Origin of the sequence: Enterobacter chinensis (assembly GCF_034008295.1) — a bacterium.
In the GTDB taxonomy this organism is placed as follows: domain Bacteria; phylum Pseudomonadota; class Gammaproteobacteria; order Enterobacterales; family Enterobacteriaceae; genus Enterobacter; species Enterobacter chinensis.
Genome location: NZ_JARDVI010000001.1, coordinates 861,772 through 876,435, shown reverse-complemented (window position 1 = coordinate 876,435; position 14,664 = coordinate 861,772). Strand labels below are relative to the sequence as shown.

Genomic DNA, 14,664 nt, shown 5'->3' with positions numbered 1-14,664 from the left:
TAAACATGAAAATGCCCAGAATTGTGCTGATATCAGCACTGGTCTCGTGCGCCTTGTTATCAGGCTGCAAGGATGACAAACCGACTGCTGTCACCATTGAGTTTATGCACTCGTCAGTAGAGCAGGAGCGTCAGGCGGTTATTACGAAACTGATCGAAAAATTCGAGAAAGAGAACCCCGGTATTACCGTAAAACAGGTGCCGGTGGAAGAAGATGCCTATAACACCAAGGTGATTACGCTGGCCAGGACGGGCGCGCTGCCAGAGGTGATTGAAGTCAGCCATGACTACGCAAAAGTTATGGACAAGGAGCAACTGCTGGATCGCGAGGCTATAGGCGAAGCCATTAAAGCCGTAGGGGAAAACACCTTCTATGACGGTATCTTGCGCGTTGTTCGTACGGAAGACGGTTCTGCCTGGACAGGAGTCCCCGTCAGTGCCTGGCTGTCCGGCGTCTGGTATCACAAGGATGTGCTTGCCGCGGCGGGTATTGAAGAGCCGCGTAACTGGGAACAGCTGTTGAAGACCTGCCAGAGTCTTAACGACCCGGCTAAAAAACATTACGGCATTGCGCTGCCAACCGCAGAAAGCGTGATGACCGAACAGGCATTCTCTCAGTTTGCCCTGTCCGGCGGTGCGAACGTTTTTGATGCTAAAGGGAATGTCGACGTCGATACCCCTGAAATGGCGAAAGCCCTGGCATTTTACAAAGCCTTGGCCGCAACCACCATGCCTGGCTCCAACGATGTCATGGAAATCAAAGACGCCTTCATGAACGGTTCTGCGCCAATGGCCGTTTACTCCACCTATATCCTGCCGGCGGTCTTCAAAGATGGAAATCCTGCCAATCTGGGCTTCGTCGTCCCCACTGAAAAAACGTCTGCAGTCTACGGCATGGTTACATCACTGACGATCACCACCGGCCAAACTGAAGATGAAACTAAAGCGGCAGAGAAATTTGTCACCTGGATGGAACAGGCTCAACACGCCACTGACTGGGTAATGATGTCGCCGGGTGCGGCTTTGCCTGTGAACAAGCTGGTGGTTGGTACGGATACCTGGAAAAACAACGATGTGATTAAAGCGTTTGGGCAATTGCCTTACGAACTGATCGCGCAGTTCCCGAATGTGCAGGTGTTTGGCGCGGTGGGAGACAAAAACTTCACCCGCATGGGGGATGTGACGGGGTCCGGCATTATCAGTTCCATGGTGCATAACGTCACGGTGGGGCAACAAGATCTCAGCGCGACCTTAAGCAACAGCCAGAAGCGACTGACTGACCTGATTTCACAACGATAGGAGCGCTTTGCGGAAGGAAATTATGAAGACGTTGTTTTCTGGTCGTTCAGATATGCCTTTCGCCATGCTGCTGTTGGCCCCCAGCCTGATTTTGCTGGGGGGCCTGGTGGCCTGGCCGATGATTTCCAATATCGAAATCAGTTTTTTACGCTTGCCGCTTAACCCGCGCATTAGCGCTGTGTTTGTCGGGCTGGACAATTACATTCGCATTCTCAGTGATGCTGCATTCTGGCATTCGCTGTGGATGACCTTCTGGTACACGGCACTGGTTGTGATCGGTAGCACGGTGCTGGGGCTGGCCGTTGCCATCTTCTTTAACCGGGAATTTCGTCTGCGAAAAACGGCGCGTTCGCTGGTGATTTTGTCCTATGTCACCCCGTCCATTTCGCTGGTATTTGCCTGGAAATACATGTTCAACAACGGCTACGGCATTGTGAACTATCTGGGCGTTGACGTGCTGCATCTGTATGACCAGGCGCCGCTGTGGTTCGACAATCCTGGCAGCAGCTTTATGCTGGTGGTGCTGTTTGCCATCTGGCGTTACTTCCCGTACGCGTTCATTTCGTTCCTGGCGATTTTACAAACCATTGATAAATCGCTGTATGAAGCCGCGGAAATGGACGGAGCAAATGCCTGGCAACGTTTTCGCATCGTCACGTTGCCCGCGATTATGCCGGTGCTGGCAACGGTGGTCACGCTCCGCACTATCTGGATGTTCTACATGTTTGCGGATGTCTACCTGCTGACGACCAAGGTCGATATTTTAGGCGTCTATCTTTACAAAACTGCCTTCGCTTTCAACGATTTGGGTAAGGCAGCGGCTATCTCCGTCGTGCTGTTCGTGATCATCTTCGCGGTGATTCTGCTGACCAGAAAAAGGGTAAACCTCAATGGCAACAAATAAACGCGTACTGGGTCGTATTGGCTTTTACCTGGGGCTGGCGGTGTTTCTGGTTATCACGCTGTTCCCGTTCTTCGTGATGTTAATGACGTCATTAAAGAGCGCGAAAGAGGCGATATCGCTTCACCCGACCATACTGCCGCAGGAGTGGACGCTGCAGCATTACGTCGACATTTTTAACCCGCTGATTTTCCCGTTTGTGGACTATTTCAGGAACAGCATGGTGGTGTCGTTGACCTCATCGGTGATTGCCGTGTTTCTCGGCACGCTGGGGGCTTACGCCTTATCCAGGCTGCGTTTTAAGGGCCGCACGACGATCAATGCAAGTTTTTACACCGTCTACATGTTCTCCGGGATATTGCTGGTGGTACCGCTGTTCAAAATCATCACTGCCCTGGGGATCTACGACACCGAGCTGGCGCTGATTATCACTATGGTGACTCAAACGTTACCGACCGCGGTGTTTATGCTGCGCAGTTATTTCGACACCATTCCGGACGAAATTGAAGAAGCCGCGATGATGGACGGGCTCAACCGTCTGCAAATCATCTTTCGAATCACCGTGCCGCTGGCGATTTCCGGCCTCGTATCGGTGTTTGTTTACTGCTTTATGGTGGCGTGGAACGACTACCTGTTTGCGTCCATTTTCCTGTCCAGCGCCAGCAATTTCACTCTGCCGGTTGGGCTGAATACGCTCTTTAGCACGCCAGATTATATCTGGGGTCGCATGATGGCGGCATCGCTGGTGACGGCGCTTCCGGTGGTCATCATGTACGCCCTGTCTGAACGTTTTATTAAAAGTGGTTTGACCGCCGGCGGCGTGAAGGGCTGAGGCAGTCAATTTTAACAAGGAGTCAGTCATGAAAAAATTAGTTGCGACCGCGCCTCGTGTGGCGGCGCTGGTGGACTATGAAGATCGTCAGGTTGCCGTACATGAAGTGAAAATTCGTGCACGCTTTGGCGCACCAAAACACGGGACTGAAGTGGTGGATTTCCGTGCGGCAAGTCCGTTTATTGATGAAGAGTTCAACACGGAGTGGCAGATGTTTACCCCGCGTGAAGAGGGCTCGGCCCGCGGGATCGAATTCGGTAAGTTCCAGCTGGGCAATATGATTGTTGGCGACATTATCGAATGCGGTGATGACGTTACAGAATACCAGATTGGCGATCGCGTCTGCTGCTACGCACCGCTGCAGGAGACGGTCATTGTGAATGCCGTCAACAACTACAAGCTGCGCAAAATGTCGCAGGGTGCCTCCTGGAAAAACGCCGTTTGTTACGATCCAGCGCAGTTTGCGATGAGCGGCGTACGCGATGCTAACGTGCGGGTAGGCGATTTTGTGGTGGTGGTGGGGCTTGGTGCGATTGGGCAGATTGCGATCCAACTGGCCAAAAAAGCCGGTGCGTCAATCGTCATCGGCGTCGATCCTATCGAACACCGTTGCGAGATAGCCCGTCGTCACGGTGCCGACCACTGCCTTAATCCGATCGGGACTGATGTCGGTCTGGAAATCAAAACGCTGACCGGGAAACAGGGCGCGGATGTGATCATCGAAACCAGCGGCTTTGCAGATGCACTGCAGTCCGCGCTGCGCGGACTCGCCTACGGCGGCACAATCTCCTACGTAGCCTTCGCGAAGCCGTTCGCGGAAGGTTTCAACCTCGGCCGAGAAGCGCATTTCAATAATGCGAAGATTGTCTTCTCGCGCGCCTGCAGCGAACCCAATCCGGATTATCCACGCTGGAACCGCAAACGCATTGAAGAGACCTGCTGGGAACTGCTGATGAACGGTTATCTGAATTGCGAAGATCTGATCGACCCGGTCGTGACCTTCACCACCAGCCCGGAAAGCTACATGACGTATGTCGATCAGCATCCGGAACTCAGTATCAAAATGGGCGTCACTTTTTAAGCTAAGGAGAGCAAATCATGAAAATCGCGACACAAAATCAGGCTTTTTTTCCGACGTCGATTCTGGAGAAGTTCCAGTATATCAAGGCGATGGGTTTTGATGGCTACGAAATTGATGGCCGACTGCTGGTCGATAATCTCGACGACGTGAAAGCGGCAATCAAAGCTACTGGCCTGCCGGTGACGACGGCCTGCGGCGGATATGATGGCTGGATTGGCGACTTTATTGAAGAACGCCGTCTTAACGGGTTAAAGCAGATTGAACGCATTCTGGAAGCACTGGCAGAGGTGGGCGGAAAGGGCATTATCGTGCCTGCCGCGTGGGGGATGTTTACCTTCCGACTGCCTCCGATGACCTCTCCACGCAGTCTTGAAGGCGACCGTAAAGCGGTGAGTGCTTCACTGTGCTGGCTGGATGAAGTGGCGGCGCGCACCGGGACGACCGTCTACCTGGAACCGCTGAACCGCTATCAGGATCACATGATCAACACCCTGGCGGACGCGCGTCGCTATATCGAAGAGAATGGCCTGAAACATGTGCAGATCATCGGCGATTTCTATCATATGAACATTGAAGAAAATTCGCTGACGGACGCGCTGCATCAAAACCGCGATCTGCTGGGTCATGTGCACATTGCTGATAACCACCGCTATCAGCCGGGCAGCGGTAGCCTCGATTTTGCCAGCCTGTTCGCACAATTGCGTGCGGACGATTATCAGGGCTATGCGGTGTATGAGTGCCGCGTCCGCGCCGACGATCCTGCTCGGGCTTACCAGGATTCACTGACTTATTTGCGTGAATGCTAAGGATGGCAAGCGCGATGAGCCCTTCAACACCTTCGCTACTGCGCGTCGCCATAATTGGCGCCGGGCAGGTTGCGGAAAAAGTCCATGCCTCGTACTACGCCACACGCGGTGATGTTCAGATGGTGGCTGTTATGGATAGCCACCCCGAACAGGCACGGGCGTTTGCTGAACGTCATGCCATCCCTTCTGCATGGCATGATGCGCGAGAGATGCTCAAGGCGGTTAAGCCGGATGTGGTGAGCGTCTGTTCGCCTAACCGGTTTCATTTTGAACACGTTATGGCAGCGCTGGAAGCAGGCTGCCACGTGATGTGCGAAAAACCACCTGCGATGACGCCACAAGAGGCTGAACGGATGCGTAACGCCGCGCGCAAGGCGGGAAAAGTGCTGGCGTATGATTTTCACCATCGTTTTGCACTCGATACGCAATTGCTGCGTGAGGCCGTGATGAACGGTGCGTTGGGTGAAATTTATTTCACCTCGGCACAGGCGCTACGGCGCTGCGGAGTTCCGGGCTGGGGCGTCTTTACCAACAAATCATTACAGGGCGGTGGACCGCTGATTGATATCGGCATTCATATGCTTGATGCCGCGATGTACGTGCTGGGGTTCCCGGCGGTAAAAAGGGTGACGGCGCACAGTTTCCAGAGGCTGGGAAACCGCAAAAGCAGCGGCCAGTTTGGCGCGTGGGATCCCGCTCAGTTTACCGTTGAAGATGCCCTGTTTGGCACCATTGAATTTTGCAACGGCGGCATTCTGCGTCTGGACACGTCGTTTGCGCTGAATATCCGTGAGCAATCGATCATGAACGTCGCATTCTGCGGTGAAAAAGCGGGCGCCACGCTTTTCCCTGCCCACATTTACCACGACGAGTCCGGTGTTTTACAGACCGTCATACAGCGTGAAGAAGCTGACGATCAGCGTCATTTGCGCAGTATGGATGCTTTTGTACGCCATGTTCTGGGGGAACCCGTAATGATCGCTGATGCGGAGCAGGGGCTGGTTATCCAGCAGCTTGTCGCCGCGCTGTATGAGGCGGCAGAAACAGGGGAAAGCGTAACATTATGCTAAACGTGTCTGTCTTAACTGAGCCGGGCTTTTGCCCACACAGCCTGAATAAATACGCCTCCATCATGGCCTGCGGTAATGGCTACATAGGGATCCGTGCTGCGCATGAAGAAGATTACACCCGGCAAACCAGAGGCATGTATCTTGCGGGTCTTTATCATCAGGCGGGTCGTAACGAGACCACTGAACTGATTAACCTGCCAGACATCACCGGTATTGATGTTGAGCTGGATGGTGTTAATTTTACCCTGCTTTCAGGCGATATCCTTGAGTGGCAGCGCGAGCTGGCATTTGCCAATGGCGAACTTCGCCGCAGCGTCGTCTGGCGCTCGCCCGACGGGAAACGCTATCGGCTGGAGAGCCGTCGTTTTGCGTCGCTGGACCAACTGTCGTTAGCGGCAATGCAGATTTCGATCACCCCCCTTGATGCCGTCTCGCAGATCGTACTGAAAACCGGCATTGATGCGACGCAAACCAATAGCGGCAGGCAGCATCTGGATGAAGTTTCGGTCAGAGTGTTCGACCAGCATTACATGCAGGGCGTGTATGAAACGCAGGACCGGACCTCAGATGTTGTTATTTCGGCGTTTTGTCAGCTCTCAACGAAGAGCGACAGCTGTTTCACCGCCAAAAATCGTCGTCTCAGCGTTCATCATTCGCTGACGGTAGCTCAGGGTGACACTGTCACGCTTGAGAAAATCGTCTGGGTGACACATCGCAGCGATAAATCACTGTCGCAGGCGTCATTCGCTCGTAGTGCGCTGGCCGATCTCAAAGTCTGTGCGGCAAGAGGCTACAACGCGTTGCTTGAGAGTTCATCGTATGCCTGGAAAGACGTCTGGCTTGACGCTCGGGTGGAGGTCACTTCAGCGGAACATCAGGATCAGATCGCGCTGGATTACGCCGTCTGGCATCTGACCACCATGACGCCAGCCCATGATGAACGAAGCAGTATTGCCGCCAAAGGGCTAACGGGTGAGGGGTATAAAGGCCACGTCTTCTGGGATACCGAAATTTTTCTGCTGCCTTTCCATCTCTTCACGCGTCCCCTGGTCGCCCGTAGTCTCCTACGTTATCGTTGGCTCAACCTGTCCGGGGCTCGGGAAAAAGCCCGTCGTAACGGCTGGCCTGGTGCGCTTTTCCCGTGGGAAAGTGCTGCGAGCGGGCAGGAAGAGACGCCGGAGTTTGCCGCCATCAACATTCGAACGGGCACGCGCCAGAAAGTGGCGTCCGCACTGGCTGAACATCATATCGTGGCGGATATTGCCTGGGCCGTCGTCGCGTACTGGCAGGCGACGCACGATGATGCATTTATGCGCAATGAAGGTCTGACGTTACTGGTGGAAACCGCCACGTTCTGGATGGGCCGCGCAACGGAAATCAAGGGTCGTCTGGAAATCCATGACGTGATCGGACCGGACGAATACACGGAACACGTGAACAACAACGCCTACACCAACTATCTGGCCTGGCACAACGTTGCCAGCGCATGCCGCTTTATGGCGATGTTTGGGCGTGAGGATGCGGGTTTTACGCAGAATGCCAAACAGTTCCTGGCGCGCTTATGGCTGCCTGAGCCTCGCACAGACGGTGTGATCCCACAGGATGATAGCTTCATGGCGAAACCGGCCATTGACCTGAGCCGCTATAAAGCGAAAGCGGGTAAGCAGACCATCCTGCTCGATTATTCCCGCGCGGAAGTGAACGAGATGCAGATCCTCAAGCAGGCAGATGTGGTGATGCTGAACTACCTGTTGCCGGAACGGTTTACGCCGCAGCAATGTGTCGCCAATCTGGCGTTCTACGAGCCCCGCACGATCCATGACTCTTCGTTGAGCAAGGCCATTCACGGCATTGTGACTGCCCGCTGTGGTGATACCGAAGGTGCCTACGCCTTCTGGCGCGACGGCGTCGCCATAGATCTTGGGGACGATCCGCACAGCAGCGATGACGGTATTCATGCCGCAGCGACCGGCGCTATCTGGTCCGGCGTCATTCAGGGATTTGCCGGCATGCAGATTGTGGAAGGGGAGCTGCACCTTGCGCCGAAATTACCCGCCCACTGGAGAAGGCTTGCTTTCCCGTTGCGCTGGCGCAACGCGCGTATGCATTTCGCTTTTGAAAATGAAGTGTTGACGATCGACACCTCTTCACCCGTCACGTTCACCCTGTGGGGTAAAACGGTGTGCATATCGGAGCGTCAGGCTTTGTCTTATCAGGATTTTCTTACATCTGTTAATGGGACCGCTACCATGGAGGCGAGCCATGACGCCTGAAGCTGTGGTCTTCGATCTTGATGGGGTTATCACCGATACCGCACATCTGCACTTTCTTGCCTGGCGTGCTGTGGCGCAGGAGATTGGCATTTGCATCGATGAGGTTTTCAACGAGGAACTGAAGGGAATAAGCCGCATGGAATCTTTGCAGCGGATCCTGCGACAGGGTGGAAAAGAGGGGGCGTTTGACGACAAACAATGTCTGGCACTAGCGAGTAAAAAAAATGCGCTTTATGTCCAGTCTCTGGCGTCGTTGACGCAGGACTCTCTGCTTCCTGGCATCCGCGACGTACTGGCGGAAATACGTGCGGCGAAAGTCAAAATTGGGCTCGCCTCCGTTTCCCTGAATGCTCCTGGCATATTACATGCGCTGGGCATTCAGAACGCCTTTGATTTTTGCGCCGATGCCTCACTCATTGTCTGTTCGAAACCAGACCCGGAGATCTTCCTCGCAGCCTGTGCAGGTCTGAATGTGCGTCCTGAAGCGGCCATGGGTATTGAAGATGCCCCGGCTGGCGTTGAGGCGATCAACGCAGCGGGAATGCTATCGGTTGGGATTGGAACTGGCCTGAACCATGCGGGATTACAACTTCATTCAACGCGGGAACTGACCTGGAAATGCCTGACCGATTTCTGGGCATCCCGGACGTATTGATAAGGAATTAACAATGGCCCAACTGTCACTGAAACATATTCAGAAAATCTATGATAACCAGGTCCACGTGGTTAAGGATTTCAATCTCGACATTGAGGATAAAGAGTTTATCGTTTTCGTCGGTCCGTCAGGCTGCGGCAAATCGACAACGCTGCGGATGATTGCGGGGCTGGAAGAGATCTCCGCCGGCGAACTGGTGATTGACGGCGTTTGCATGAACGACGTGCCAGCCAAGTCTCGCGACATTGCCATGGTTTTCCAGAACTATGCGCTTTATCCGCACATGACGGTCTACGACAACATGGCGTTTGGCCTGAAAATGCAAAAAATAGCGCCTATGGTCATTGAGGAACGCGTGAACTGGGCGGCCCAGATCCTCGGTTTGCGGGAATATCTTAAGCGTAAACCGGGTGCGTTGTCGGGCGGCCAGCGTCAGCGCGTGGCGTTAGGCCGGGCGATCGTGCGCGAAGCGGGTGTCTTCCTGATGGATGAGCCGTTATCCAACCTCGATGCCAAGCTTCGCGTGCAGATGCGGGCTGAAATCAGCAAGCTGCATCAGAAGCTTAACACCACGATGATTTACGTGACCCACGATCAGACGGAAGCGATGACGATGGCCACCCGCATCGTTATCCTGAAGGATGGCATTATTCAGCAGGTGGGGGCACCGAAGCAGGTTTATAACGAACCGGCGAATATGTTTGTTGCAGGTTTCATTGGTTCACCTGCCATGAACTTCATCCGCGGCGCGCTCGACGATCGTTATTTCGTGACGGAAACGCTGCGCCTGGAGATCCCGGGTGATACGCTCGCGGCACTCAATAACGCGGGATATCAGCGTAAAGCTGTTGTCTTTGGGATCCGCCCGGAAGATATTCTGACGCTTCAGAACCGTGATGACGACATTGCCGCGAAAGTCAGCGTAGCCGAATTGACTGGCGCGGAGTTCATGCTCTATGCCACGGTTGGCGGGCATGAACTGGTTGTTCGTGCAGGGGCCGCGAATGATTATGCCGCAGGGGATAATATCGGCATTCAGTTCGATATGAATAAGTGCCATTTCTTCGACGCTGAAACCGAAGCAGCTATTAGATAAGAAAGGTGTTCGCCGGAAATGAAAATTTCCGGTTTTTTGTTTGTTACTTATAAAGGGAATATTTAATGAGTACTCTACTAAAAAGTGCTGCGCTCGTTCTGTGCGCAGGGGTTAGCTACGCACAAGCATCAGAAACAACTAAGCAGTGGGAATTTAATATTGGCGCAATGTATGAAATTGAAAACGTCGAAGGTCAGGGCGACGATAAAGATGGATTATATGAGCCTTCCGTGTGGTTTAATGCCACCTGGGATGCATGGACGATTTCGCTGGCGATGTATCAGGAAGGACCGGTTGATTACAGCAGTATGACCCGCGGCACCTATTTTGATCGTCCTGAATTCGAATTACGCTATCGCTTTATCGGAACCGATGATTTTACTTTCGGTCTGACCGGTGGTTTCCGTAATTATGGTTATCACTTTAAAGATGAACATGGTGCTAAAGACGGCAGCGCTAATATGCAGCGCTACAAAATCCAGCCGGACTGGGATATTAAATTAACCGACGACTGGCGTTTTGGTGGCTGGTTTGCCATGTATCAGTTCGCCAACGATCTGGAGAAAACCGGTTATGCTGACAGCCGTGTCGAAACCGAAACGGGCTTCACCTGGACCATTAACGAAACCTTTGCGGCTAAAGTGAATTACTATTTAGAGCGCGGTTTCAATATGGACAGTTCCCGAAATAATGGCGAGTTTTCTACCCAGGAAATTCGAGCGTATTTGCCTATTTCGTTGGGCCAGACCACCTTAACGCCCTATACCCGTTTGGGGCTTGATCGCTGGTCGAACTGGGACTGGCAGGACGATCCGGAGCGTGAAGGACACGATTTCAACCGACTCGGTCTCCTCTACGCTTATGATTTCAACAATGGTTTATCCATGACGCTGGAATACGCCTATGAGTGGGAAAACCACGATGAAGGCGAAAGCGACCGCTTCCACTATGCGGGTGTTGGCGTAAACTACGGGTTCTGACAGACGGCACACCAGGGGCAATAAGCCCCTGGTTTTAGCGAAGGGAGGCAGCCAACAAAAAATGGGTATCAACCAGTACTTTTTGCGGGGCGGGATGGCCGGCAATACGCCTGAAGAGAAGATCGCAACTCTCTTCACCCAGTTTGCGGGTGGGAATATCAAAGCCGCCCGGTGCTGGCGTTAAAATGAGAGACAGCATCGGGTCACTGTATCCGGCTATCACCACCTGCTCTGGGATCATCAGATTTAACTCATCTGCCGCACGATAGAGGCTGAGTAACTTCATGCTGTCGGTAGCAAATACTGCATCAGGCGGTGTGGGTGAGGATAATAATTCAAGCGCCGCCGCGAGCGCGCTCTCATGGGTATAACCGCCATCCATAATCCAGCCAGGAGTAATAGCGATGTTATGCTTTTTCAGGCTGGCTTTATAGCCTGCAAGACGATCAATCGAAACATGATAATCAAGTGGCGCATGCAGACAAGCAATTTTACGGCGACCATTTTTAATAAAGGTTTCCGTCAGCGTAGCGCTGTCATGAAAATTATCCGTATCGACGGAGTAGATATTCTGATAATCACCTTCAACTTTACCGATGACCACTACCGGTACGCCATAGGCATCCAGCGTAGTGAAAAAGGATTCATTTGCCGGTGAACTTAGCATAATGATCCCTTTGATCATCTTCTGTTTTATTTTACTCACACATTTCAGCAGATCGTCTTCACTGCTTTTTGACGTTTGCAAAATAACATCAAAACCTTCTTGTTCCGCTTTTGCCGTAATGGCATGAAGGACATCGGAGAAAAAAGGGTTACCGGCGGTGGTTTTGGTTGAACGGGTCGAAATAACCATAATGGCGTCGAAACCCGAAGAGGTCAGGGCACGGGCCAGTTTGTTGGGTTGATAATTTAATTCGTCAATCGCCTTCAGCACTTTTTCACGCGCTTCGGGAGAAATATTTGTTTGTTTATTCAGAACGCGGGAAACGGTTGATTTCGATACGCCCGCAACCCGTGCGATATCATAAATGGTGGGTGACATACACCTTACTCACTCCGGACTGACAGCAATGCCGTTCATCTTACTGGAGAGAAAACGGCAATAGCAATAAATAAGAATTGATAATCAACGATCTGCCCCCATTTATTGTATTCTGAAGCAATGCATTCAAGGCTTCCGGGCAACGAAGGACGGCGATGAAGCGACTTAAAAACGAACTCAATTCACTGATGAACCGCGGCGTTGACCGTCATTTGCGTCTGGCGGTAACAGGGCTGAGCCGCAGCGGTAAGACGGCGTTTATCACCGCGATGGTGAACCAGCTACTGAACCTGCATGCCGGTGCGCGCCTGCCGCTGCTGGGCGCGGTGCGGGAAGAGCGTCTGTTGGGCGTTAAGCGCGTCCCTCAGCGCGATTTTGGCATTCCACGTTTTACCTATGACGAAGGGCTGGCGCAGCTCTATGGCGATCCGCCCACGTGGCCGACGCCGACGCGAGGGGTCAGTGAAATTCGCCTTGCGCTGCGTTTCCGCTCGAATGAATCCCTGATGCGCCACTTTAAGGATACCTCCACCCTGTACCTTGAAATCGTCGATTACCCCGGCGAGTGGCTACTCGACTTGCCGATGCTGGCGCAGGACTACCTCGGCTGGTCCCGGCAGATGACAGGGTTGTTGCAGGGACAGCGTGCCGAGTGGTCGGCCAAATGGCGACAGCTGTGCGAAGGCTTAGATCCGCTTGCCCCGGCCGATGAAAACCGTCTGGCGGCCATTGCCGAAGCCTGGACGGCGTATCTGCATCAGTGTAAGCAGGAAGGGCTGCACTTCATTCAACCGGGTCGCTTTGTCCTGCCCGGCGATTTAGCGGGTGCGCCTGCGCTTCAGTTCTTCCCGTGGCCGGATGTGGATGGGGTTGGCGAGTCGAAGCTGGCGCAGGCCGACAGGCACACGAACGCCGGAATGCTGCGCGAGCGTTACAATTACTACTGTGAAAAAGTGGTCAAAGGATTCTATAAAAACCACTTCTTGCGTTTTGACCGCCAGATTGTGCTGGTGGATTGTCTGCAGCCGCTCAACAGTGGGCCACAGGCCTTCAACGATATGCGCCTTGCGCTAACGCAGCTGATGCAAAGTTTTCACTACGGGCAGCGGACGCTGTTTCGCAGGCTGTTCTCACCGGTGATCGACAAACTGCTCTTTGCGGCCACAAAGGCCGATCACGTTACGGTCGACCAGCATGCCAATATGGTGTCGCTGCTGCAGCAACTGGTGCAGGACGCCTGGCAAAACGCCGCCTTCGAAGGGATCAGCATGGATTGCCTGGGGCTCGCGTCCGTGCAGGCGACGCAAAGTGGGCTGATTGACCTTAACGGCGAGAAAATACCCGCATTACGCGGAAATCGACTCAGCGACGGCGAACCGCTTACCGTATATCCGGGCGAAGTGCCCGCGCGTCTGCCGGGCCAGGCCTTTTGGCAGAGCCAGGGCTTCCAGTTTGAAGCCTTCCGCCCGCAGGTCATGAGCGTCGACCAACCGTTACCGCACATCCGTCTGGATGCGGCGCTGGAGTTTTTGATTGGAGATAAATTGCGATGACGGAACCGTTAAAACCGCGCATAGACTTTACCGGAACGCTTGAGCAGGAACACCAGGAGGCGTTTAAAACGGCACAGACGTTCAGCGGCACGCAGGCTGATAACTTTGCCCCGGCGCTAACGGAGGAGCCTGACGTCGAGGACGGTCCTGCGGAGGCGGTCGTGGAGGCTGCCTTGCGTCCGAAGCGTAGCCTGTGGCGTAAAATGGTCACCGCCGGTCTGGCGCTGTTTGGCGCAAGCGTGATTGGGCAGGGCGTACAGTGGACCATGAATGCCTGGCAAACTCAGGACTGGGTCGCGCTGGGCGGGTGTGCCGCGGGCGCGCTGATCGTGGGGGCGGGCGTCGGGTCGGTTGCCACCGAGTGGCGTCGGCTCTGGCGTCTGCGACAGCGCGCGCATGAGCGTGATGTCGCCCGGGATCTGCTCCACAGTCACGGCACCGGGAAAGGTCGTGCGTTCTGTGAAAAGCTGGCCAGCCAGGCCGGAATCGATCAGTCACACCCTGCGCTTCAGCGCTGGTATGCCGCCATCCATGAAACCCAGAACGACAGGGAAGTGGTAACCCTCTATTCGCACATGGTTCAGCCGGTGCTGGATGCACAGGCGCGACGCGAGATCGGCCGTTCGGCGGCGGAATCGACGCTGATGATTGCCGTCAGCCCGCTGGCGCTGGTCGATATGGCCTTTATCGCCTGGCGTAACCTGCGCCTGATCAACCGTATCGCGAACCTTTACGGCATTGAGCTGGGTTACTACAGCCGGCTCAGACTGTTTAAACTGGTTCTGCTCAATATCGCGTTTGCTGGTGCGAGTGAGCTGGTGCGCGAAGTGGGAATGGACTGGATGTCGCAGGATCTGGCGGCGCGTCTTTCTACCCGTGCCGCTCAGGGCATCGGCGCCGGATTATTGACCGCGCGTTTAGGGATTAAAGCGATGGAAGTCTGTCGTCCGCTGCCCTGGATTGATGGCGATAAGCCCCGGCTGGGGGATTTCAGGCGTGAGTTGATCGGCCAGCTCAAAGAAACGCTCAATAAAAAACCTGCTCCGTGATGTTTTGTTCACTAATCGTGCTGGC

The 14,664-nt window shown here is 54.0% G+C and carries 13 protein-coding genes; 12 read left to right on the top strand and 1 reads right to left on the bottom strand.

The features are described 5' to 3' along the window. The first annotated feature begins 5 nt into the window (after positions 1-5). From PYW49_RS04275 to PYW49_RS04230, 10 genes are all read left to right on the top strand, one after another. Positions 6-1,298: an ABC transporter substrate-binding protein gene (locus PYW49_RS04275; RefSeq protein WP_320385782.1), complete on the top strand. Its 1,293-nt coding sequence runs from the start codon at positions 6-8 to the stop codon at positions 1,296-1,298. Between the two features lie 22 nt (positions 1,299-1,320). Beyond that, entirely contained in the window at positions 1,321-2,202 is an 882-nt protein-coding gene (locus tag PYW49_RS04270) for a carbohydrate ABC transporter permease (protein WP_320385781.1), read from the top strand. Beyond that, entirely contained in the window at positions 2,189-3,031 is an 843-nt protein-coding gene (locus PYW49_RS04265) for a carbohydrate ABC transporter permease (protein WP_059309892.1), read from the top strand. The genes PYW49_RS04270 and PYW49_RS04265 overlap by 14 nt, the downstream gene beginning before the upstream one ends. Before the next feature lie 28 nt (positions 3,032-3,059). Then, entirely contained in the window at positions 3,060-4,112 is a 1,053-nt protein-coding gene (locus PYW49_RS04260; RefSeq protein ID WP_320385780.1) for a zinc-dependent alcohol dehydrogenase, read from the top strand. Positions 4,113-4,129: 17 nt separating this feature from the next. Further along, on the top strand, positions 4,130-4,918 hold the full coding sequence (locus PYW49_RS04255; protein WP_320385779.1) for a sugar phosphate isomerase/epimerase family protein: 789 nt from the start codon (positions 4,130-4,132) through the stop codon (positions 4,916-4,918). Between the two features lie 2 nt (positions 4,919-4,920). After that, a complete protein-coding gene (locus PYW49_RS04250) occupies positions 4,921-5,988 on the top strand; it encodes a Gfo/Idh/MocA family protein (RefSeq protein ID WP_320385778.1) in 1,068 nt (355 codons plus the stop codon). Next, a complete protein-coding gene (locus PYW49_RS04245; RefSeq protein WP_320385777.1) occupies positions 5,982-8,261 on the top strand; it encodes a glycoside hydrolase family 65 protein in 2,280 nt (759 codons plus the stop codon). The genes PYW49_RS04250 and PYW49_RS04245 overlap by 7 nt, the downstream gene beginning before the upstream one ends. Further along, positions 8,251-8,916 carry a beta-phosphoglucomutase gene (gene pgmB, locus PYW49_RS04240; protein WP_134350507.1) on the top strand — a complete coding sequence of 222 codons (666 nt, stop codon included), beginning with the start codon at positions 8,251-8,253 and terminating at the stop codon, positions 8,914-8,916. Before PYW49_RS04245 ends, pgmB begins: the two co-directional genes overlap by 11 nt. 13 nt (positions 8,917-8,929) lie before the next feature. Continuing rightward, positions 8,930-10,012: an ABC transporter ATP-binding protein gene (locus PYW49_RS04235; protein ID WP_134350506.1), complete on the top strand. Its 1,083-nt coding sequence runs from the start codon at positions 8,930-8,932 to the stop codon at positions 10,010-10,012. A gap of 65 nt (positions 10,013-10,077) precedes the next feature. Continuing rightward, positions 10,078-10,992: an OmpG family monomeric porin gene (locus PYW49_RS04230; RefSeq protein WP_320385776.1), complete on the top strand. Its 915-nt coding sequence runs from the start codon at positions 10,078-10,080 to the stop codon at positions 10,990-10,992. A gap of 34 nt (positions 10,993-11,026) precedes the next feature. Here the strand turns inward: PYW49_RS04230 and PYW49_RS04225 are convergent, their stop codons facing one another. Then, complete coding sequence (locus tag PYW49_RS04225; RefSeq protein WP_320385775.1) at positions 11,027-12,037, bottom strand: LacI family DNA-binding transcriptional regulator; 1,011 nt, start codon at positions 12,035-12,037, stop codon at positions 11,027-11,029. Positions 12,038-12,192: 155 nt separating this feature from the next. Between PYW49_RS04225 and PYW49_RS04220 the strand changes: the two genes are divergently transcribed. Together PYW49_RS04220 and PYW49_RS04215 are read left to right on the top strand one after the other, a co-directional pair. Continuing rightward, the gene (locus tag PYW49_RS04220) at positions 12,193-13,590 is read left to right on the top strand and encodes a YcjX family GTP-binding protein (RefSeq protein ID WP_320385774.1); all 1,398 of its coding nucleotides are present in this window, start codon (positions 12,193-12,195) and stop codon (positions 13,588-13,590) included. Then, on the top strand, positions 13,587-14,639 hold the full coding sequence (locus PYW49_RS04215) for a YcjF family protein (RefSeq protein ID WP_320385773.1): 1,053 nt from the start codon (positions 13,587-13,589) through the stop codon (positions 14,637-14,639). Before PYW49_RS04220 ends, PYW49_RS04215 begins: the two co-directional genes overlap by 4 nt. Positions 14,640-14,664 lie beyond the last annotated feature (25 nt).